This is a genomic window from Mesorhizobium sp. M0207, assembly GCF_040321995.1.
Lineage (GTDB): Bacteria > Pseudomonadota > Alphaproteobacteria > Rhizobiales > Rhizobiaceae > Mesorhizobium.
On record NZ_JAMYSQ010000003.1, the window covers coordinates 300,335 to 321,643 of the forward strand.

Sequence of the window (21,309 nt, forward strand, 5' to 3'; positions counted from 1 at the left end):
CATAGTTTCCACCCATGAACGACATTTCCCCCGATCTCGACCCCGCCGTCGTCGCCCGCTTTGCGGCAATCGTCGGCGACAAATATGCGCTGCGCGATCAGCGGGACATCGCGCCTTTCCTCACCGAGCGGCGCGGACTTTGGCACGGCAGGACGGCTTTGGTGCTGAGGCCGGGGAGCGTCGAGGAGGTCAGCAGCATCATGCGGCTGGCGACCGAAACCGGCACGCCCATCGTGCCGCAAAGCGGCAACACCGGGCTGGTTGGCGCCCAGGTGCCGGACGCATCTGGCCGCGAGATCGTGCTGTCGCTGTCGCGGCTGAACCGCATCCGCGAGATCGATACGCTGTCCAACACGGTGACGGTCGAAACCGGCGTCATCCTGCAGACGTTGCAGGAAGCGGCCGATGCCGCCGACCGGCTGTTTCCGCTGTCGCTTGCCGCGCAAGGCTCCTGCCAGATCGGCGGCAATCTCTCGTCCAACGCCGGCGGCACCGGCGTGCTTGCCTACGGCAATGCGCGCGAGCTCTGCCTCGGCGTCGAAGTGGTGCTGCCGACCGGCGAAGTGTTCGACGATCTGCGCAAGCTGAAAAAAGACAATACCGGCTACGATCTGAAGAACCTGTTCGTCGGCGCGGAAGGCACGCTCGGCATCATCACCGCCGCCGTGCTCAAGCTGTTCCCCAAGCCCAAGGGGCGCGAGGTGGCGTTTGCCGGCCTGTCATCGCCGGAGGCGGCACTGTCGCTGTTCAGTCTTGCGATGGACCGTGCAGGGGCAGCGCTCACCGCCTTCGAGCTGATCGGCCAGAGGCCCTACGACTTCACGCTTGCCCACGCACAAGGCGTGGTGCGGCCGCTTGCCGGCGATTGGCCGTGGTATGTGCTGATGCAGATCTCGTCGGGCCGTTCGGCCGACGATGCCGGGGCGCTGATCGAGGAGGTGCTGGAGGCAGGCCTCGAGCAAGGCATCGTCGGCGATGCGGTGATCGCGGCAAGCATGGCCCAGGGCGATGCGTTCTGGAATTTTCGCGAGGTGCTGCCCGAGGCGCAGAAGCCGGAAGGTGCCTCGATCAAGCACGACATCTCGGTGCCGGTGGCGTCAATCCCGCCCTTCATCGAAAAGGCCGCCGGCGCCGTGCAATCGGTCAGTCCCGGCGCGCGCGTCGTCTGCTTCGGCCACATGGGCGACGGCAATCTGCACTACAACATTTCCCGGCCGGTCGACGGCGATGACGAGGCGTTTCTCGGCCTTTACCACGTCATGAACAAGGCCGTGCACGAGGTCGTGCGCTCGTTTCATGGCTCGATCTCGGCCGAGCACGGCATCGGCCAGTTGAAGCGGGACGAATTGATCGCGACGGCGCCGCCGATGGCGATCGAGCTGATGCGCAGGGTGAAGGCCGCGTTCGACCCGGCCGGCATCATGAATCCGGGTAAGGTTATCTGATCCTTTCGCCGGCCCGCGCCGGTTCGCATTCCGATAACCATCCGCCCCGGATCAGCAAAATTTAACCGACTTTCTTAAGCGCGAAGATAAGAAGCCCGCGCTAATGTTTCTCCACAAACGAGGCTGGGAAAACCGGCCCGGAGAACCGGAAACACCGGCTCTCAGGAGAAACAGGAAGGCACGATATGAACACTGGACTGAAGCCAGTCTGGGCCGGGCGCAATATGCGCCTCGACCCATTCCGCCTGCCGCAAGTGGTGAGCTACGCCACCCGCGACGACTATGGCGACGTTACCTTCACCATCGACCAGCGCGGCGCGGTTATCCGCCGCACGCTGGAGATGAGCGGCGTGCCGGCGATCATCGCTCTGCCCGCCAACGCGTTTCGCGGCGTCGCCGCCCGCGCGATGGAGGATCCGGATGGCAATGTCACAGTGACGCTTGAGCTTCTGCACAATGACCCGATGCTGTCGGTGCCGCTGCTGGTCGCCGACGATCTCGACGACGTCGCCGCTGACTGGCGCGCCTGGGCCGACGCCTACCGCCTGCCGATGCTGCTGATCGAGGCCGACGGCATTGCCCGCACGCTGGAGGAATCGCTCGGCGCCGCCATCAAGGCGCTGCCGGCGCAGGACCGCCGCAAGGGTCGCGTCTCGACCATGCGCCGCCCGCGCTTCCTCGCCCGCCGCCGCGCCGGCGACCTCGGCCTCAGGCTGGTCATCGGCGGCGAGGAGCTCATTTCGCGGGAGTAGCTAAACCAGCGGCTTCAGCGCCACCCAGGCCGCGCCGCCGATCAGGCCGAGGAAGATCAGCCAGCCGACCTGGTTGTTCGATCTGAACAGCCTCAGGCACTGGTCCGGGTCGTCGATGTCGAGCACGCCGATCTGCCGCGCCAGATGCGCGCCGGCGGCGATCAGCCCGGCCAGTGCAGGCACCGGTGCCTGTGCCGAGGCAAAGGCGATGGCGAAGCAGACCAGCGCTCCGCCATAAAGCCCGGCCAGCCACGCCTTGGTATTGTCGCCGAACAGGCGCGCCGTCGAGCGCACGCCGACGATGGCGTCGTCTTCCTTGTCCTGATGCGCATAGATCGTGTCATAGCCGATCACCCACAGGATCGAGCCGATATAGAGCATGATTGCCGGCCCATCGAGATCGCCGAACTCGACCGCCCATCCCATCAGCGCTCCCCAGGAAAAGGCAAGGCCGAGAACGAGTTGCGGCCAATTGGTGTACCGCTTCATGAACGGGTAGACGGCGACGATGACCAGCGAGCCGATGCCGAGCAAGATGGCGAAGCTGTTGAACTGCAAAAGCACGGCAAGGCCGACCAGTGCCTGCACGACAACAAACATCCAGGCCTGCCGGCGCGTGACCTTGCCGGCCGGCAGCGGCCGCGAGCGCGTGCGTTCCACCTGGTTGTCGATGTCCTCGTCGACCAAATCATTGTAGGTGCAGCCGGCGCCGCGCATGGCGAACGCGCCAAGAAAAAACAGCAGCAGATACCACGGCGACGGCAGCAGAGAGAAAAGCGGGTCCGTCGGACGCGGATAGGCGCTCGCGGCAAGCGCAGCCGACCACCAGCATGGCCACAGCAGCAATTGCCAGCCGATCGGCCGGTCCCACCGGGCAAGCTGCGCATAGGGCCACAACCGCCGCGGCAGCACGCGATAGACCCAGTGGCCGCTCGGCGCATCTGCGACGCGGCCCTGGGCCGCTTTCGACTGGACGGTTTCCATTTTGCTGGAGTGGCAGCAGAGGCGAATGCCGTCAAGCGTCAAGCAGCCCCCGCACGCTCGCCACGCGCAATCGGCGCTTCGGCAGCCAAATGTCTTGACCCGTCGCGCGCGGCGCAATAGCGCAGTCCTGGTCTTGGAATGACGAGGAATCTGGGCATGCGTGTTTTGCTGATCGGCTCTGGCGGACGAGAGCATGCGCTGGCCTGGAAGATCGCGGCGTCGCCGCTGCTGACCAAACTCTACGCGGCGCCCGGCAATCCGGGGATCGGCCACGAAGCCGAACTGGTGAGGCTCGATACTGCCGATCACGCAGCGGTGGTCCGGTTTTGCCGCGAGAATGAAATAGGCCTCGTCGTGGTCGGGCCGGAAGGGCCGCTGGTCGCCGGCATTGCCGACGACCTGCGCGCCGAGGGCATCCGCGTCTTCGGACCGTCAAAGGCAGCGGCACGGCTGGAAGGCTCGAAAGGTTTCACCAAAGACCTCTGCGCCAAATACGGCATCCCGACCGCCGCCTATGGCCGCTTCGACGATCTGGCTTCGGCCAGGACCTATGTCGAGAAGACGGGTGCGCCGATCGTCATCAAGGCCGACGGCCTCGCTGCCGGCAAGGGCGTCACCGTCGCCATGACGCTTGACGAGGCGCTGGCCGCGCTCGACGCCTGTTTTGACGGCTCCTTCGGCCAGGCCGGCGCGGAAGTGGTGGTCGAGGAGTTTCTCGTCGGCGAAGAAGCAAGTTTCTTCTGCCTGTGCGACGGCACCACCGCGCTGCCCTTCGGCACCGCGCAGGACCACAAGCGCCTCAGTGACGGCGACACCGGCCCGAACACCGGCGGTATGGGCGCCTATTCGCCGGCCCCGGTGATGACGCCGGAAATGATCGACCGAACCATGCGCGAGATCGTCGAGCCGACCATGCGCGGCATGGCTGAAACAGGCGCGCCGTTTTCCGGCGTGCTGTTCGCCGGGCTGATGATCACTGACAGCGGGCCGAAGCTGATCGAATACAATACCCGTTTCGGCGACCCGGAATGCCAGGTGCTGATGATGCGGCTGAAGGACGATCTGCTCGTCCTGCTCAACGCAGCCGCCGACGGCCAGCTGGCGCATACTTCGGTGCGCTGGCGCGACGAGGCGGCGCTCACCGTGGTGATGGCAGCCAGGGGTTATCCCGGCACGCCGGAAAGGGGCTCGGTCATCCGCGGCGTCGAGGCGGCGGCGGGTGAGGGCGTCGAGATATTTCATGCCGGCACCGCCATCAACGGCGGCGCACTCGTCGCCAATGGCGGTCGCGTGCTCAACATCACGGCGACCGGCCGCACCGTCGGCGAGGCGCAGAAGAAGGCTTACGCCGCGCTCGACCGGATCGACTGGCCGCAAGGCTTTTGCCGCCGCGACATTGGCTGGCTGGCGGTGGCGCGCGAGCAGGCGAACTGATGCTTCGGGCTGCCTTCGGCCTCAGCGCAAGCCGTGGTCGAATTCGGTCGAGACGCTGCTGACCGCATCGGCGGTGGAGACAAATCCTGGCACCGATGCCGCACGCTTTTCGTTTCGCGTCCAGGCGACATATTCGGCAATCCCGCGCAGAAGGCCCGGCGCCGCCTTCGCCGCAGGCATTTGAAAGCCGCTGCTGAACCTGGCCAGGCGCGCCCTGAATACCGCGACCATCTCCTCGACGCTTGCTGGCGTCACGCTGGCGTAAGTGATGGTGCCGCCGGCGAGCCCCGCCTCGCGTGAGAGCGGCACCGGTATCGAGGTGAGATAATCCGGCTGCACGTCGATCAGGCCGCCGAACGGCCACTGCGCGCGCAATTCCGTGGCGTTCATCGGCGCGACGCTGACGTCGATATCGTTGGGTGTGCCCGCGACCCTGTAAGGGCAGCGGAACCGGCCGCAGTTTGCTCGCGCCGAAAACTGCCAGAGCGCATAACCCTGCCAGTTGCCCATCGGAAAATGCACGCCGATGTCTGGCTTGTAGCGCGCATACCACAGCGGCAGCCGCGACAGCAGCTGGTATTTGTATCTGTTGTCGGCGATGTGCCGGGCGGTCGTGCCGTTGGTGTAGAGCACCGGAAAGCGGCCGAGCCGCCGATGCACCTGGCGGACGAATTCTTCGGCGTCGTCCAGCGACATCCACTGCGTCGGGTCGTCGTCCTCGATGTCGAGGGCAAGCAGGTCGTCCGGCCCGGGTTCGGCGAACTCGATGAAATGATTGGCCTGGCCGACCGGGTTGCCGGGGCGGGCGAGGTGATAGGCGCCCCATTTCAAGCCAAGCGCCTTGGCCACAACCTTGCGCGTCTGGAACAGCTCACGCGCCACCGCATGGCGCTTCCAAAGCGTCTTGCACAGCCGCGTCTCGGTCTCGTCGCCGAAACAGAAATAGGGTGGCGGCATTCCGTCGGATGCCTTGTTGATGAAGCCGACAAGACGCTTGTCGGTGGCAAGCCTGGTCCAGTCGATGGAATTGTATTCGTAGGCGTCGACGACCAGCGCCCGGTCGGCATCCTTCCACGGTTCGGAGAAATCCGAGGCCTTTGCCGGCGTCAGCATCAGGGTCATCGCGGCCGCGACAAGGAGAAGCGCTGAGCGGACAAGGGGGCGCGCCGGCGTTTTCAAACAGCAGATCCTTGCTGGCCAAAGCCAAATCCTGAACCGCCATGGTTAAGGAAATGCTTCGGGTGCCGAGTGGGCGAGTTGGAGCGCTGGAGAAGCGATCCTTGGTGCTCCTCAAGAGCAAAGCGATGGTTGCGATTGTCAGCCAAATAGCTTCAACGCTGTTGCTATGGGCAGGAACAGTGATAGCGGGCGGCTCTGAAACGAGGTGAAGCCATGCCTGCGATAATACGCGACCGCCTGGTCATCCTTGGCATCGACAATCAACGCGAAGGCTGCTGGGGCAGCGCTAACGCTACGTCGTAGCGCATCCACGATCAGCGCCGACCCGACCCGCCGCCGCTGGTATCGGGCATCGACGGCCAGCCTGCCGACCAATATCGCGGGCAGAACCGGGTAGCGTGGCAGATGTTTTGTCTGTTCGTCAGGCAAGGACGCGATTGGTATGCTCGACGCCGCCAAAGTGTAATATCCGGCGATCGCGCCGCCATCGCGATCCACGGCAACAAAGCAATTGCCGACTCGGCGTTTGACATCCTGGCTGGCTTGCTCCCGAATGTAGCGGTCGAGCGCCGGTACCCCGCAGCTGAACGCCTTGCGATCATGCGATCCGCCGAGCGGTTCGATAATGACGGCGAAAGTCACCGGGTTTCGACGACCAGCCGTTTGTGGGCGTCGGCAGCTTTGCGCAGTGCCTCATTAGGCTCGGGCGGATTGAGAATCGCCTCCATCATGGCGCGCTGATCTTCGATGGAGATACGCATGATGGTGGTGTTCTCGATAGTACGCTGGGCCGCCTCTTGAGCGGCGGCGACCACGAAGTCGCTGACGCTGCGGCCCTGGATTTCGGCGGCACGTTTCACCACGTCCAGCATATCCGGCGAAATACGGGCTTCGAGACGGGCGGTGCGGGTCTGTTGGTTTGGCATTATCGTCACCCCTGATACTGCCTTGTACGGGAAATAGCCGTACAAATCAAGTGCGTCGTCCGGCTCTAAATAATTTTGCAGACGAGCCAGCAACTGCAAAATCCGCGTGACAAAGTTTGACGTTTACGTAAAACGAGGTGGACGGGGAGCGTCGGCACGGATCTTGAGTTGACCTGCCGGACTGAGGAGAGCCGGACAGAGGAGGAGCGAGCGCCATGTATCGGGCACCGGTCGAGGAGATCGCCTTCACCCTGAAGCATGTCGCCGGCTTGAAGCCGGCGCTCGATACCGGCATCTTTGGCGAACTCGGCGAGGACCTCGTCGACGCCATTCTGGCCGAGGCCGGCCGCTTCGCCAGTGAGGAGGTGGCGCCGCTCTACAAGATCGGCGACCAGCAAGGCGCGGTGCTCGACGGCGCTGCCGTCACCACCCCGCCCGGCTGGAAGGAACTTTATCGCCGCTGGATCGGCGGCGGCTGGAATGCGCTGTCCGCGCCTGAAGCGTATGGCGGCCAGGCGCTGCCGGCCATGCTCGGCGTCGCCGCGCTCGAAATGTGGAACTCCGCCTCGATGGCGTTCGGCATCGCCCCGACGCTGACCATGGGCGCGGTCGAAGCACTCGACAAACATGGCTCGCAGGCACTCAAGGCCAGATATCTGGAAAAGCTGGTCTCCGGCGAATGGATGGGCACCATGAACCTGACCGAGCCGCAGGCAGGGTCGGACCTGAATGCCTTGCGAACCCGCGCCGAACCGGCCGGCGACGGCACCTACCGCATCTTCGGGCAAAAGATCTTCATCACCTATGGCGAGCACGATTTCACCGACAACATCATCCATCTGGTGCTGGCGCGGCTGCCGGACGCGCCGGCCGGCACACGCGGCCTGTCGTTGTTCCTGGTGCCGAAATTCCTGGTCGGAGACGATGGCGCGCTGGGCGCACGCAACGACGTCTTCTGCTCCGGGCTGGAGCACAAACTGGGCATCCACGCTTCGCCGACCTGCACGATGATTTATGGCGATGGCTTCGAAGGCACCGCGCCCGGCGCGATCGGCTGGCTGGTCGGCGGGGAGAACAAGGGCCTCGCCTGCATGTTCACCATGATGAACAATGCGCGCCTTGCCGTCGGCATTCAGGGTGTCGCGGTCGCCGAGGCGGCGACGCAGAAGGCGCTCGCCTATGCAAACGATCGCCGCCAAGGCAAGGCGGCGAGCTATCGCGGTGCCGGCATGGCGCCGATCGTGCATCACCCCGACATCCAGCGCAGTCTTCTGACCATGAAGGCGCTGACCCAGATTGCCCGTGCCATCTGCTATTCCTGCGCCCACGCCATCGATCTTGCGTCGCAGAGCGAAGATGCAAAGCACTGGCAGGAACGCGCCAATCTGTTGACGCCGCTGGCCAAGGCCTTTTCGACCGACGTCGGCGTCGAGGTCGCCTCGCTTGGGCTGCAGGTGCATGGCGGCATGGGGTTCATCGAGGAGACAGGGGCCGCAGCACTTTATCGCGACGCGCGCATCGCGCCCATTTACGAAGGCACCAATGGCATCCAGGCGATCGATCTGGTGACACGCAAGCTGCCGCTCGGCGGCGGCCGGCATGTGCATGGCTACATCGCCGAACTCAAGGCCGTCGCCGATGCGGTGCGAGCGTCGAACCTTGAAGGCTTCGGCCGCACCGCCGATCGCCTCGACCAGGCGCTCGACGAGCTCTCCCAGGTAACCCGTTTGCTGCAAGACCTGCAGGCCGAAGGCCGTTCGGACGAGGCGCTGGCCGGCGCCACACCCTATCTCACGCTGATCTCGCTTGCCGCGGGCGGGGCCTATCTGGCGCGCGGCGCGCTTGCCGACCAAAACCGCATCGCGCTTTGCCGGTTCTTCGCCGAGAACCTGCTTGGCGAAGTGGCCGCGCTCAAAGAGCGCGTCGTCGGCGGCGCCGACAGCCTTGCCGTTGCCGGCAAGGCGCTGATTTCAGCCTGACGTTCGCACGCGCCGAAATTCACAAAGGCCCGAAATTCACAAAGGACCAATCCGTGACAGACCACATCCTCGTCGAGCGCCAGGGCGCCATCCAGATCATCCGCATGAACCGTCCGGACAAGAAGAACGCCCTGACCCGCGCCATGTACGCGACGATGTCGGCGGCTCTTGCCGGCGGCGACGCCGATCCGGCGATCCGCGTCCATGTCTTTCTCGGCGTGCCCGGTGCCTTTTCGTCCGGCAACGACCTTGCCGATTTCATGGTCGTCGCCTCGGGCGGCGAAGGCGGTTCCGAGGTCTGGGATTTCCTGATGGCGCTGGCCAAGGTGGAAAAGCCGATGGTTTCCGGCGTCGACGGCATTGCCGTCGGTATCGGCACCACGCTCAACCTACATTGCGACCTGACGTTCGCCACGCGGCGCACACTATTCCGAACGCCCTTCGTCGATCTCGGCCTTGTGCCGGAGGCAGGATCGAGCCTGCTCGCGCCGCAGATCCTCGGCCGCCAAGGCGCCTTCGCGCTGCTTGGCCTCGGCGAGGGCTTTTCGGCCGAGCGCGCGAAGGCCGCCGGGCTGATCTATGAGGTGGTCGAGGAAGAGGCACTCGAAGCATCGGTATTGGCGGCGGCGGGCCAGATCGCTGCCAAACCGCCGCAAGCGCTGAAGATCGCGCGCGACCTGATGCGCGGCTCGCGCGACGCCCTTGTCGAGCGCATCGGCCAAGAAAGCCAGCATTTCCGCGAGCGGCTCAAATCCGACGAGGCCCGCGCAGCCTTGACGGCCTTCATGACCAGGAAGAAGGCCTAGACCTTCTGGCCTTGTCTCGCATCGTGGACCCGCCGGCAGCAACCGGCGGGTTTTCTTGCCATGATCTCTTTGTCACATCGCCATTTTTTTACATTCGGCCTGGGCCTTTGCCGAAGACGTGTCGATCATGAATGTCTTGCCTTTGGCGTCGGTCATCAACATCATGCAATGCTTGATCGGTTTCGCCATTTTCATCATTTCGGCGCTCATCTTCGCGTCGGGCATCATGGTGCCCATATGCCCATCGGGCATGATCGCCATGACCTCCCCACCCTTCATCACCGTCATTGTCCCCATCGCATCCTCCGCAAAGGCCTGCGAAGCGAAGAGACAGGCAAGACCGGCCATCGTGACCAACCTGAGTGAATGCATTGTTTCCTCCTGAATTTGCGCCAGCGGCGCGTTGAGCCCTTTCCTGGTTCGTTCCGGCAAGCTGGAACGTTTCACGCACACGAGATCGTGATCGTGGGAATTGGAAATCCGCCAGAAGCGGCCCGGCCTTGGCCGCCTTCATGACCAGGAAGAAGGGCTGAAAAAATGGGCGCCGGTGCGGAAGCTGCCGATCTGCCCCACAAGGGCCCACAAGGGGGAGATCGGCGCTCCACCGTCGTGCCTACGGATAAAGCCTCATTTTGTCCCAGCCGCCCTCGGCGTTGCGCGAAAACACGACACGGTCGTGCAGCCGGAACGGACGGTCGTGCCAGAACTCAATGCTCTGCGGCACGATGCGAAAGCCCGACCAGTGTTTTGGCCGCGGGATCTCGCCGATCGCGTGGCGCGCCGTATATTCGGCAACCGCCTTTTCCAGCGCGAAGCGGCTTTCCAGCGGCCGCGACTGCTTGGAGGCCCAGGCGCCGATGCGGCTGCCGCGCGGACGCGTCGCATAATAGGCATCGGCTTCGGCGTCGGTGACAATCTCCACCGGGCCCCGCGCCCGCACCTGCCGGCGCAGAGATTTCCAGTGGAAGCACATCGCTGCTTTCATGCTGCCAAGGATCTCGCGGCCCTTGGCGCTCTCGAAATTCGTGTAGAAGACAAAGCCACCCTCATCGAACCCCTTGAGCAGCACCATTCGCACATTCGGCATGCCCTCGGCATCGACCGTCGCCAGCGCCACGCTGTTGGGGTCGTTGATCTCGCTCTTCGTAGCGTCGTCGAGCCACGCCGCAAAAAGCCGGAACGGCTCCGCCGCCTCGGTAAAGTCACCGCTTGTTAACCCGGTTTCGCTCATAGTTTTCCCAAATTTGTCGCCGGCTGGGGAGATTGCCGATTGTCGCGTATCGCGCAAGCTTTTGACAGTGGGCAATGGAGCGTTATCGCTTCGGCCAGCGCCAAAGCCATGATCGTGACAATCATCCTGCCGCTTGCCGCCTGTGGCGGGGGCGGCTTCAGCCTGGAGCAGGCGGAGGTGGACCGCTCGATACTGACCTCGAGCACGCCGGCCTCAGTCACGCCGCTCGATCAGGACCGCGCTTCCGACCAGGCTACGATCCGCAACGCCGTGTCCTCCGCCGACGTCGAGCAACTGGCCGGGCAGGCCATTCCCTGGGCGAATGCCGACACCGGCTCGCGCGGCTCCATCACCGAGCTCGCAGAATTCAGGGCTAACGGTGAGACATGCCGTCGCTTCACCGCGTCGCGCGAGAGCTTCGACGGCGTCGCGCTGTTCAAAGGCGAAGTATGCCTGGCCGGCGGCAGCGCCTGGCGAATGCAGGACTTCAAGGCGCTCTGATTTTCCGCCGGCTATATAGCGGTAAGCCACTGGAATTTCTTCCTATGCAAGCGCATATAGGAGGCGATCATGGAACCACTCCTTCTCCAGGGCAGTAAGCATGCGCGACCCCTATGAGGTGCTGGGCGTTGCCAAGAACGCATCGGCCAAGGACATAAAATCGGCGTACCGGAAGCTCGCCAAGAAGTATCATCCGGACCAGAATCCGGATCCCAAGGCAAAGGAGCGTTTTGCCGCCGCCAATCAGGCTTACGAGATCGTCGGCGACGAGAAGAACCGGGCGGCTTTCGATCGCGGTGAGATCGACGCCGAAGGCAAACCGCGGTTTCAGGGTTTCGAGAGTGCGGCCGGCGGCGCCGATCCTTTCGCCGGTTTCCGCCGGCAGCAAGGGCCGGGCGGCGCGCATTTCGAATTCCGCACGGGCCGTCCCGGTGGTGACCCGTTCGACGGCAACAGCGACATCTTCAGCCAGATCTTCGGCGATGCTTTCAGCCAGCAGCGCGGCGCCGGCACGGGCGGCCGCCGTCAGGCGCCGACGGCCGCAGATCTCAACGTGACGCTGGACGTCACCATCGAGGAAGCCGCCACCGCCGAGAAAGTGACGGCGATGTTCCCCGACGGCCGCAAGATGGCGGTCAAGTTGCCGGCCTATGTCGAGGACGGCCAGACCATCCGGTTGAAAGGCCAGGGTGAGCAAGGACCGGGGCAGCCGGGCGATGCGCTGGTCAAGATCCGTTTCCGCCGGCACCCGCGCTACCGCGTCGAGGGCCGCGACCTGCATGTCGACCTGCCGGTGGAACTGGCCGATGCGGTGCATGGCGCCAAGGTGGCAGTCGAAACCCCGACCGGCAGGATTGCGGTCAACGTCCCCCCTTGGTCGAGCTCGGACAAGGTTCTGCGGCTGAAGGGCAGGGGCCTGCCGGAAAAGGCCGGCGGTCACGGCGACCTCTACGCGCACGTGCGGCTGATGCTGCCGGAAGGCGGCGACGCCGAGCTAGAGGCGCTGATGCGCCGGCGAAAGCGCTGACGGTCGAAAAGGCCGGCGCTTGACGTCGTAAGCGGGCGTGAGTGGTTTCATGCCGCGTCGGTTATTGACAGGAAACGAGCAACCAGCGCCAGGAGCCGCCATTTGGCCGAAGTAGGTTCAACGTCAGCTAACGCCTCAAAGGCCGACATTTGCACGCGCCATAGTTCCGCTTCGCGAACACGGTCGAGGCCAGTCGACCGACTGGCGATGAGCCAGTTCGGCGGGGGTTAGCCGCACAAGCTTGTAGGGGTCGATCGATGCAGTCGCCAGGCCAGCAAGGTGGAGGGTCGCACCGCTGACCATCACCAGCGCATCGACGCCTGCGCCATTCTCCCTCTTGCCAGCCTGCTCGACGTGGCGGGCGAAATTTACCTCCGAGCCGACCAGAAAAGAGAAATCCCGCTGGCGATCGTTGACGAACATCACCTCGCCGGAGTGTAAGCCGATCCTGATGCGGCGCGACAGGGAGCCCATTGAACGCTTCCAAGCGTTGCCGAGCGAGATTTCCGGTACCAGTTCCGCGACGGCGGCCAGCGCCTTTAGCGCCGTTTCGCTGGGCGTCATTTCGCTCCCCAGCCAGAGAGCTAGCACGCCGTCGCCTGTAAAGTTTTGAACGATCCCCCCATTGGCCACCACGACCTGGCGGGTCAACGTGAAGTGCTCGATCATGAACCGCGTGGTTTCGATCAGGCCAAGTGCGCTCGCCAAGCCGGTCGAGTCCTCCACGTCGGTAAACATGATCGTGGCGATGGCGCGCTGGAATTTCGTTTCACCCATGCCGAATGACGGGAGCACGCGGTCAGTCTGTGGATTCGTATAGGCAGTGATCGGATGCATTGGAGTCCGGCCCCCGAGCGGTTTCAAATGTCGCTCGAATATGACTGGACGGCGTAGGCGGATCGTAAGCCCGCCGTGGCGGGCACGTCAGAATTACGTCAGAAATCCATTCGGGCCCGGCTTTGGCGGCTTGCAGCCGACCTTTTAGTCAAAATTCGGCGGGACCCTCAGCTCAGCAACTTCCGGAGGTCAAGCAGCCCCGCTCCAAACTGCTGATCGAACGAAGGCACCCTTCTCTCGCAATTAGGGCTGTCCGGTAGAATCGGAACGTCAGCTTTTTTAAGCCAAGGCCATGAAACCTCCTTTGCGCCTGACTGGGTCATCTTCGCCTTAACCTCTATGCCGTTGAGCGGCCTACCGGTGGAGCGATGTTTCGACTGCAACAAAGCGGCTGCTCCCGCGACGATGGCCGAGGCTGCAGATGTTCCGCCAAATACTGTGTAGAGCCCGGCGCGGTCTCTGCTTTCGACGCCCGGTGGCTGGATTCCTTCCAGCTGTCCGCCGGAATAGCCGTGGTGGCCCGGGATGTCCGTGGTGAGCACGCCCTGCGGCGCGTATTCAACCTGGGGGAGCTTCTCGTAGATCTCGAAATTGTGGTCACGTGAACGCAGCGACTCACGGTCCAGTCGTATTTGGCAGCGTGTACACACCTCCTGGTCGTCGGACGGCGCGGAAATGGTGACGGAATTGTCGGTCGGATCGCCGCTGTAGTTGGAATATGCCGAACGTCTCGCCAGATAAGTGGCGGCCGCCACCGCAACCACGCCATTGCTTTCGCCGGCCTTGCTCGCCGGGTAAATCAGATGGTCGTAGCCATCGTTGCCGGCTGCGCAGATGATGGGGATTTCCTCGCTGATCGCCTCGAAAAGCGTCTCGAAATAATCCCAAATTGGCTTTGCCTGTTCGACCGAAGTATATCTGCTGTCGCCATATCCAGGATAGGAACGGTGCGCTCGCCATGGATCGGGTACTTCCCGGGGAAAGTGTATGACTGAAACCTTCTGGTCGCGGGCATAGAGGAACGCCAGAATGAGCTGCGCTGCGTCGGGCCGTGCTGAAATCTCGATCGGCAGGAGTTCAGCGCCTGGGGCGACCCCCCAATAAGGTATTGCGCCTTCACCGTTGCTAAATTGCCTCAACTTCGTGGGCGGGGCCGCAGGGGCGCCGACCATCAGCCCGGCGCAGGCGGTCCCGTGCGCTGAGTAGCGCATACGCGAGGTCTCAGCAGTCTCCTGAATTACGCCGCGCCCATCTTTCAGTGCTCGAAGCAGCGATTTCTGAACCTCGACTTCCTGCGCATTGTTCCTCGATTTGATCAGGCTTGCCGCCCACGCCCAGGTATCGTCGCCCACAAAGCTCTTGCTCTGCTTTTTTTCCGGCCCTCGCAAGACGAGCGGTTGCTGCTTGGGTGTGACGTAACTCAACCCGAAAGGGTGAGCAGCGAAGCTGACCGCAGAAAGGATACGAGGCTCGAGATTGGGATGGCTTGAGTTCACTCCCGTATCGATCTGGGCAATGACCTCGCCGTAACCGGGCTTGTCAGTACCCAACAAATCCCAGGCGTCGGCCTCCAGCAGGTATGCGGCCTCGTGCGGCAACCGCGCTTCAGGGATGCGCGGACGATCGCGTAAGGCGCCGATTGCGATCAGGTGCCACAGGTAGTGATACCAGTCATAACAAAGATGGCCTTCGCCCTTCTTGATGTCGTCCATCATGGCACCCACCTACCATTCGCTCTGGGCGCGTCTGATCGTTTCATCCATCGCGTCCACCAAGTACGGAGAAATGCGCGCAGCCAGTTCCTCGCCGGCATCGGTGTCGCTGGCGTAGTGCAGCCCGGCCCATTCCCTGTTCTCGGCCACCCGGCGGGCGCGCTCATAAACCGCGGTTACGCCGGCGTGCTCGGGCAGCATCCGTTGCAGAACGTTCGCCACTGCAAATGACTGAAATGAATGGTTGGACGGGTAGGAAGCGTGCGAAGGAACCGGAAGCGCCGGCCGCAGCCTCGGCTCAATGATGTTGGGCCGTGGCCGATTGAATCGATCTTTGTAGTTGAGCCCGATCTCCTCCGTGAGTTCGAGGATCGCAACGATCAATGCGCATGTCCCCTCGAAGCCCGCGAGAGTGTCTATTCCGAGCGGTGCCGTGTAGTCCAAAATCCCGAACGATGCTTGGCGGACGATCTCCTCGCGCCGCAGCGGGTCACCTTCCCTCCTCTTCTGCAGATCGATAAGCGCTTCTGTCTCCCTGAGGCTCTCTGAAGGTCCGGGCGGGGGATCGATAAGAATGTCCTCCCAGATCGCACCGAGATATTTGTTGGCGACGCTTAGTCCGATCCTGTGCAAGGCACGCTTGTCGTGCCACGCCGGCAAAGCCTCCTCGCCAGTTTCGAAAGCCGTTTGCCCCCTGCCGCGTCCCCGTCCTCGTCCGCGCCCTCTGCCCCTGCCTCGACCTCGACCTGCGCTCGGCCCCGCCAGGAAGGCTGGCGAAAGGCGCATGGCACCCTCCACAGGGTCATCAGAAATCGTTATCACGATCTGCTCTTCTTGAATCGACAGAACGCTGCTCTTGGTCATCATAGACGCGAAAGGATGCAGTTTTTCGCCGCCTCTATTTTTGATGTATTCCTCAAGAGATTTTTCAGGACTTGCGTCACCCAATATCAGCGGATATTGCCTTATGGCCGATCCACTTACTAAGAATCGGGCGCTAAACAACTTGTTATTAAGATCAATTGTCGACATCATGTCCACCCCTCAACTAAAGCTTCTAAATTTGATCCGCGCCAACTGGTGGTCGGAGCCTCGACGTAACGCCTGCGGTGCGCAGCGCTAGGGTGCGTACCTTGGCAGCGTTATCCGCGACAACCCGCTCTTGATAACCGAAACTCCGAGTACGCCTGCAATTGGATAATTCTCCTCCGAAAGCAGCTCGAGCGAGAAATCCGGCTCCCAGGCGCGCAAGCGTTCGATAGTTCGAACTGCCTCCACAGTCTGCCCCAAATGCCCGTGGCAGGCAGCCGAGTATCTCAAAGCGGGTAGGTATGTGGGTTGCTGCGCAAGGACACGCTCGCCGTGACGTATCCCCTCCTCGAAGCGCCCGTTCAGAGTTGCCAAGATGCAGCACGTGGTATCGATGCAGTAACGATACAGGGGAGGCCCGCCCAGTGCACGTGCGCGCATCGCATCCTCATAGCCACGCTTCACTTCGCCGAGATAGCCGAGCGTCAAGGCGCGCATGTCCCAGCAAATGGCTTGTAGCGGGTTAGCGGCTATCGCTCGATCGGCGAGTTCCAGTGCCTGTGCGTATTCACGAAAGACGAACGAATGGGCATGAGCGGCCAACGCCAGGGTGATAGGATTGAAGGGGGCCACTTCGACGGCGCGACTGGCGCATTCCCGAACCTGATCGTGAAAGGTGCCCGAGCGGCCGACCCGTCTCTCGCCAAAGCGGGTGACAAACACAAACAGCTGCCACGCCAGATACGTGCTACGCGGGTCGAGCTCATATGCTTCGGCGAGCATGCGCTCCGCCGAATCCAGGTCCGTATCGCGCATGCGGAATACCTGTCGCAGCGCTGTCAATGCAAGCCGAGACGCCCGGTGTCGGGGCTCGTCGCGAATGGACTTAGGATCGAGAACGAATTCGAGGATCGAAAACACGATCTGATTGACCAACGACATCAGCTTCAGGCTCGCCGGGCCAGTCAGGTCGGCCGGCTCGAGAAAATCCGTATGCGACCACAAGAGCCGGCTGTCACCGGGCGCAATTAATGCAAATGTCAGGCCCACTCTGTCGCCCACCACCGTTGCCCTGGTTTGCAACAGCCAGTCTGGTAGCGCTGTGTCAGGCGCTTGGGTCAGCGGTCCCTGCGCTTGAAAATCCACGACGTCGACCACTTCGAAATTCAGGATCGATCGAACCACCAGATCCAGGACAAGGTCGCTGACGGCCCTGTTAGCGGAGCCCTCCGTCCACCTGGCATCGCGAACCAGGCCCAAGCATAGCCGCGACGAATTCAGAAGTGAGGCGCTTCGCTGTCCGGACAACTGATCTGCCGCGGCAACAGGAGAGACGTTTGCTGGCACTGTGCGAGGCCGGGGCCATTGGCTTCTTTGCTCACGAAGCCAATCCTCGAACTCTGGATCGCGAATATCGAGGCCCTCAAGCAGATCACGCGTGGCAGAGCCTTCGGGTGGATCGTTCAAATCGATGCCGATCGAAGCGACGTCGAGTCGAACCACATCACGATCGGTCGAGATTAGATCAATGCCGGCGCTGCGGAGCGACTTCCGAACCTCGGACAGCTCCTGCCGCAAGCTTGCTGCACCCTGCTCCTCGCCGCGAGTGCTCCAGAGCTTGCTTTGCAGCCATTTTCGGCTCCGCGTACCGTTGGGTGCCAGGGCGAGCATGGCCAAGAGCGCCTTAGACCGTCTGCCATGCGGCGTGACGTCCGCGCCATCCGCGCTCTCAATCGCGAATGGCCCAATCAATCTAAGGAAAGGACGGCAATCCGAGTACACTAGCGGCCCCTCGCGTCCCCGCACCCTAATATAGCATCTGCTAATATAAGTCTATCTGTAATTCTCGGCTTCCGTGAGGTCAAACCTACACGTGGCAAAGGATTCGAGACGGGAATTCTGCTGTGACGGAAGGACTCGGTAGCGACATCAAGCGGTCGTTCGATGTAAGCGGTCCCATTGTCGGCTCGGGGTCATGAGCGTGACTTCGGCCGCTGGCCAACGAACTTCCGCCAAAGGGTCCTCTTCCGCCGTGCCACACGGACACCCAGTGTCGGATTTTCCCACCGGCCCATGACTGCAAGGTCAAAGCGCTACAGCGTCCTTTGCACGTCCAAAGGACGCGCGGCGCTGTTGAGCAAACGCTTTTGTCCCCCGAACTGTCCGCTTTGAACGCTTGAAGGGGCACTGTGGCTGTGCGATAGGCACTCCACAAAGCAGAGAACCTTTCGGAGAGCGCTGACATGGCGGGTGGACGGGGCCTTATGGCCGGCAAGCGCGGCCTTATCCTTGGCATCGCCAACAATCGCTCGATCGCTTACGGCATCGCCAAGGCCTGTGTCGACCATGGCGCCGAGATCGCGCTGACCTATCAGGGCGAGGCGTTCAAGAAACGCGTCGAGCCGCTCGCGGCGGAACTGGGCGCGCATGTCGCCGGCCATTGCGACGTGACCGACCCGGCCAGCCTCGATGCGGTGTTCGAAAATGTCAGCAAGCACTGGGGTGGCAAGCTCGATTTCCTCGTCCACGCAATCGCCTTTTCCGACAAGGACGAACTGACCGGCCGCTATGTCGAGACGACGCGCGACAATTTCCTGCGCACCATGGATATTTCGGTCTATTCCTTCACCACCATCGCCAAACGTGCCGAGGCGCTGATGACCGACGGCGGCTCGCTGCTCACGCTGACCTATTACGGCGCGGAAAAGGTGATGCCGCACTATAACGTCATGGGTGTTGCCAAGGCGGCACTCGAAGCCAGCGTGCGCTATCTGGCCGTCGATCTCGGCGCCAAGAAGATCCGTGTCAACGCGATCTCCGCCGGCCCGATCAAGACGCTTGCCGCATCCGGCATCGGCGATTTCCGCTATATCCTGAAATGGAACGAATACAATTCGCCGTTGAAGCAGACGGTCACGCAGGAGGAGGTTGGCGATTCCGGCGTCTATTTCCTGTCCGACCTTTCGCGCGGCGTCACCGGCGAGATCCATCATGTCGATTCCGGCTATCATGTCGTCGGCATGAAGGCGGTCGACGCGCCGGATATTTCGACGGTCAAGGACTGACGCCACCGCCTGACCTCTTCCGGAAGACCTGATGTACCCGCTCGTCTATATCGTGCGCCACGGCCAGACGGCGTGGAACGCCGAGGCCCGGCTGCAGGGGCAGGCCGATACCGACCTCAACGAGCTCGGCCGCGAGCAGGCTAGCCGCAACGGGCGCAGGCTGGCCGAACTCATCGACAAGCCCGAAGATTTCGATTTTGTCGCCAGCCCGATGCGGCGCACGCGCGAGACGATGGAGCGCCTGCGCGCGGCGATGAAGCTCGATCCGCACGCCTATCGTACCGAGCCGCTGCTCGTGGAATTGAGCTTTGGCGACTGGCAGGGTTTCACCTTTGCCGAACTCGAGGCGAACAATCCCGGTTCGACCAGGCGCCGCCGCCTCGATAAATGGAATTTCCAGCCGCCCGGCGAGGGCGCCGAAAGCTATCAGATGCTGCTCGAACGGGTGAAGCCGTGGTTCGACGCGCTCGATCGCCAGACGGTCTGCGTGACCCATGGTGGCATCATGCGCGTAATGTTCCGCTTGGTACTGGGGATGTCCGAACAAGATGCGGTCAGCATGGAAGTGCCGCAGGATCGCGTGCTCAGACTGGACGGCCGGCGCCTGGAGTGGCTCTGAGACCGATGACCTAGCGTATGTTGAGATCAGGTCGGGCCGGCATCAGCTGAATATCGACGCGTCCTACTCGGTCGATCCGGTGTCCGGCAATTCCATGTCGGTGACGACGTTCTCGCCATTGGTCACGTCGTAGGCGAGGACGATGTCCATGCCTGGCTTCAGCGCATCGAGGTCGGTTTCGGCGTTCAGCTTGTAGGACTTGCCGTCGTCCAGCGTCAGCGTCAGCGCATCCTTGTCGACCTTCTTGATCAGGCCTTCGGTCTGGCCGGCGAAGGCGGCGGTGGAAATCAACAGCGTGGCGGCAACAGCGCCAATCAGGATACGCATCATCGTCCTCTTTAATCATTGCCGGTACAGCGGCTCGGTCCAACGGAACGGAACTGAGCAGAAACCAATCGAATGTGTCAAAACTAAATCCGCGGGATCACAGTTTGACCACTGTGGAAAACGCCAATAGAAGGCAGGCGACAGTGTCGCGCGTCCTCCTGGACGCGCAAGGGACGCTGTAGCACTTTTGATTTTGTGCATGATCCTTTCCGAAAATCGCTCCGATTTTCGGGGTCATGCGCTAGGCCGGCTCCGACGCCGGCAGGGCTGGTTCCATGTCGCACAACACGTTCGGCCATCTTTTCCGCGTCACCACCTGGGGCGAAAGCCATGGGCCGGCGCTGGGCTGCGTCGTCGACGGCTGTCCGCCAGGCATCCGCTTCACTCGCGACGAGATCCAGGCCGAACTCGACAAGCGCCGCCCCGGCCAGTCACGTTTTGTAACGCAGCGTCGCGAACCTGACGAGGTCAAGGTCCTGTCCGGCTTCATCCTCGATGAGGACGGTGAGACGATGGTCACCACCGGCACGCCGGTGTCGATGCTGATCGAGAACGTCGACCAGCGCTCCAAGGACTATGGCGACATCGCCCGCCAGTTCCGGCCGGGCCATGCCGATTACACTTACGAGGTCAAATACGGCCTGCGCGATTACCGCGGCGGCGGTCGCTCCTCGGCGCGTGAGACGGCGGCGCGGGTGGCGGCCGGGGCGCTTGCCCGCAAGGTCGTGCCCGGCATGGTGGTGCGCGGCGCGCTGGTGTCGATGGGCGATAAATCGATCGATCGCGCCAATTGGAACTGGAATTTCGTCGGCGACGCCGAAAACCCGTTCTTCACGCCTGATCCGGCGTCCGTCGCCGTCTTCACGAAATATCTGGACGGCATCCGCAAGGCGGGCTCCTCGGTCGGTGCGGTCATCGAGATCGTCGCCGACGGCGTTCCGGCGGGGCTTGGCGCGCCGATCTATGCCAAGCTCGACCAGGACATCGCCGCCGGCCTGATGTCGATCAACGCCGTCAAGGGCGTCGAGATCGGCAACGGTTTCGAGGCCGCCCGCATCACCGGCGAGGAGAATGCCGATGAGATGCGCATGGGCAATGACGGCAAGCCGGTCTTCCTGTCCAACAATGCCGGCGGCATCCTCGGCGGCATCTCGACCGGCCAGGCGATCGTCGCGCGTTTCGCCGTCAAGCCGACCTCGTCGATCCTGACGCCGCGAAAGTCGATCGACAAGGACGGTAACGACGTCGAGATCATGACCAAGGGCCGGCACGATCCATGCGTCGGCATCCGCGCCGTACCGATCGGCGAGGCGATGGTTGCCTGCGCCATTGCCGATCATTATCTGCGTCATCGGGGACAAACGGGAAGGGAGTAGGGGAGTAGGGGAGTAGGGGAGTAGGGGAGTAGGGGAGTAGGTTACGCAGCTCCCACGACAGCATTTTTTCCTTTTCCCTA

At 62.8% G+C, this 21,309-nt stretch carries 21 protein-coding genes; 10 read left to right on the top strand and 11 right to left on the bottom strand.

What is annotated here, in order from left to right; all coding sequences use genetic code 11:
- Positions 1 to 14 precede the first annotated feature (14 nt).
- Together NKJ15_RS07540 and NKJ15_RS07545 are read left to right on the top strand one after the other, a co-directional pair.
- Positions 15 to 1,445: an FAD-binding oxidoreductase gene (locus NKJ15_RS07540; RefSeq protein WP_352814713.1), complete on the top strand. Its 1,431-nt coding sequence runs from the start codon at positions 15 to 17 to the stop codon at positions 1,443 to 1,445.
- Positions 1,446 to 1,630: 185 nt separating this feature from the next.
- Positions 1,631 to 2,197 carry a DUF6101 family protein gene (locus tag NKJ15_RS07545; RefSeq protein WP_023674094.1) on the top strand — a complete coding sequence of 189 codons (567 nt, stop codon included), beginning with the start codon at positions 1,631 to 1,633 and terminating at the stop codon, positions 2,195 to 2,197.
- Here NKJ15_RS07545 and ubiA read toward each other — a convergent pair whose 3' ends face one another.
- Positions 2,198 to 3,181, bottom strand: coding sequence for a 4-hydroxybenzoate octaprenyltransferase (gene ubiA, locus NKJ15_RS07550; protein WP_352681219.1), 984 nt, complete (start codon positions 3,179 to 3,181; stop codon positions 2,198 to 2,200). It abuts the gene before it with no gap.
- Between the two features lie 156 nt (positions 3,182 to 3,337).
- Here ubiA and purD point away from each other — a divergent pair, with 156 nt between their 5' ends.
- Positions 3,338 to 4,615 (top strand): phosphoribosylamine--glycine ligase, encoded by a 1,278-nt coding sequence (gene purD, locus NKJ15_RS07555; protein ID WP_352737074.1) that lies wholly within the window; start codon positions 3,338 to 3,340, stop codon positions 4,613 to 4,615.
- A 21-nt stretch (positions 4,616 to 4,636) separates the two neighbouring features.
- Here the strand turns inward: purD and NKJ15_RS07560 are convergent, their stop codons facing one another.
- The 3 genes from NKJ15_RS07560 to NKJ15_RS07570 all read right to left on the bottom strand — a co-directional run bounded on the left by NKJ15_RS07560 (position 4,637) and on the right by NKJ15_RS07570 (position 6,813).
- A complete protein-coding gene (locus NKJ15_RS07560; RefSeq protein ID WP_502906873.1) occupies positions 4,637 to 5,794 on the bottom strand; it encodes a glycoside hydrolase family 25 protein in 1,158 nt (385 codons plus the stop codon).
- A 138-nt stretch (positions 5,795 to 5,932) separates the two neighbouring features.
- Positions 5,933 to 6,436 carry a GNAT family N-acetyltransferase gene (locus NKJ15_RS07565; RefSeq protein WP_352501976.1) on the bottom strand — a complete coding sequence of 168 codons (504 nt, stop codon included), beginning with the start codon at positions 6,434 to 6,436 and terminating at the stop codon, positions 5,933 to 5,935.
- On the bottom strand, positions 6,433 to 6,813 hold the full coding sequence (locus NKJ15_RS07570; protein ID WP_352501975.1) for a type II toxin-antitoxin system TacA family antitoxin: 381 nt from the start codon (positions 6,811 to 6,813) through the stop codon (positions 6,433 to 6,435). The genes NKJ15_RS07565 and NKJ15_RS07570 overlap by 4 nt, the downstream gene beginning before the upstream one ends.
- A gap of 122 nt (positions 6,814 to 6,935) precedes the next feature.
- Between NKJ15_RS07570 and NKJ15_RS07575 the strand changes: the two genes are divergently transcribed.
- Positions 6,936 to 8,699 (top strand): acyl-CoA dehydrogenase family protein, encoded by a 1,764-nt coding sequence (locus NKJ15_RS07575; protein WP_352501974.1) that lies wholly within the window; start codon positions 6,936 to 6,938, stop codon positions 8,697 to 8,699.
- Between the two features lie 53 nt (positions 8,700 to 8,752).
- Positions 8,753 to 9,505, top strand: coding sequence for a crotonase/enoyl-CoA hydratase family protein (locus tag NKJ15_RS07580; RefSeq protein WP_352681144.1), 753 nt, complete (start codon positions 8,753 to 8,755; stop codon positions 9,503 to 9,505).
- Positions 9,506 to 9,577: 72 nt separating this feature from the next.
- On the opposite strand, the gene NKJ15_RS07585 is transcribed toward NKJ15_RS07580, so the two are convergent.
- On the bottom strand, positions 9,578 to 9,937 hold the full coding sequence (locus NKJ15_RS07585) for a hypothetical protein (protein WP_352681146.1): 360 nt from the start codon (positions 9,935 to 9,937) through the stop codon (positions 9,578 to 9,580).
- 181 nt (positions 9,938 to 10,118) lie between these two features.
- A complete protein-coding gene (gene pdxH / locus NKJ15_RS07590; protein WP_352470672.1) occupies positions 10,119 to 10,736 on the bottom strand; it encodes a pyridoxamine 5'-phosphate oxidase in 618 nt (205 codons plus the stop codon).
- A 39-nt stretch (positions 10,737 to 10,775) separates the two neighbouring features.
- Here pdxH and NKJ15_RS07595 point away from each other — a divergent pair, with 39 nt between their 5' ends.
- Positions 10,776 to 11,237, top strand: a complete 462-nt coding sequence (locus tag NKJ15_RS07595) for an RT0821/Lpp0805 family surface protein (RefSeq protein WP_352470671.1) — start codon at positions 10,776 to 10,778, stop codon at positions 11,235 to 11,237.
- Between the two features lie 100 nt (positions 11,238 to 11,337).
- Positions 11,338 to 12,264 carry a DnaJ C-terminal domain-containing protein gene (locus tag NKJ15_RS07600; RefSeq protein WP_352501969.1) on the top strand — a complete coding sequence of 309 codons (927 nt, stop codon included), beginning with the start codon at positions 11,338 to 11,340 and terminating at the stop codon, positions 12,262 to 12,264.
- Positions 12,265 to 12,399: 135 nt separating this feature from the next.
- Here the strand turns inward: NKJ15_RS07600 and NKJ15_RS07605 are convergent, their stop codons facing one another.
- From NKJ15_RS07605 to NKJ15_RS07620, 4 genes are all read right to left on the bottom strand, one after another.
- Positions 12,400 to 13,101, bottom strand: a complete 702-nt coding sequence (locus NKJ15_RS07605) for an adenylate/guanylate cyclase domain-containing protein (protein ID WP_352501968.1) — start codon at positions 13,099 to 13,101, stop codon at positions 12,400 to 12,402.
- Positions 13,102 to 13,268: 167 nt separating this feature from the next.
- Positions 13,269 to 14,816: a S8 family serine peptidase gene (locus tag NKJ15_RS07610; protein ID WP_352612392.1), complete on the bottom strand. Its 1,548-nt coding sequence runs from the start codon at positions 14,814 to 14,816 to the stop codon at positions 13,269 to 13,271.
- Positions 14,817 to 14,825: 9 nt separating this feature from the next.
- A complete protein-coding gene (locus NKJ15_RS07615) occupies positions 14,826 to 15,848 on the bottom strand; it encodes a phosphatase PAP2 family protein (protein ID WP_352449905.1) in 1,023 nt (340 codons plus the stop codon).
- A gap of 84 nt (positions 15,849 to 15,932) precedes the next feature.
- A complete protein-coding gene (locus NKJ15_RS07620; protein ID WP_352470667.1) occupies positions 15,933 to 17,513 on the bottom strand; it encodes a hypothetical protein in 1,581 nt (526 codons plus the stop codon).
- 572 nt (positions 17,514 to 18,085) lie between these two features.
- Between NKJ15_RS07620 and fabI the strand changes: the two genes are divergently transcribed.
- Both fabI and NKJ15_RS07630 read left to right on the top strand, forming a co-directional pair.
- Positions 18,086 to 18,907 carry an enoyl-ACP reductase FabI gene (fabI, locus tag NKJ15_RS07625; protein WP_352449903.1) on the top strand — a complete coding sequence of 274 codons (822 nt, stop codon included), beginning with the start codon at positions 18,086 to 18,088 and terminating at the stop codon, positions 18,905 to 18,907.
- 31 nt (positions 18,908 to 18,938) lie between these two features.
- Positions 18,939 to 19,526 (top strand): histidine phosphatase family protein, encoded by a 588-nt coding sequence (locus tag NKJ15_RS07630; protein ID WP_352456876.1) that lies wholly within the window; start codon positions 18,939 to 18,941, stop codon positions 19,524 to 19,526.
- 63 nt (positions 19,527 to 19,589) lie between these two features.
- Here the strand turns inward: NKJ15_RS07630 and NKJ15_RS07635 are convergent, their stop codons facing one another.
- On the bottom strand, positions 19,590 to 19,853 hold the full coding sequence (locus NKJ15_RS07635; RefSeq protein ID WP_023716902.1) for a DUF1344 domain-containing protein: 264 nt from the start codon (positions 19,851 to 19,853) through the stop codon (positions 19,590 to 19,592).
- A gap of 275 nt (positions 19,854 to 20,128) precedes the next feature.
- On the opposite strand from NKJ15_RS07635, the gene aroC reads away from it, so the two are divergent.
- The gene (gene aroC / locus NKJ15_RS07640) at positions 20,129 to 21,229 is read left to right on the top strand and encodes a chorismate synthase (RefSeq protein WP_352470666.1); all 1,101 of its coding nucleotides are present in this window, start codon (positions 20,129 to 20,131) and stop codon (positions 21,227 to 21,229) included.
- The last annotated feature ends 80 nt before the right edge of the window (positions 21,230 to 21,309 follow it).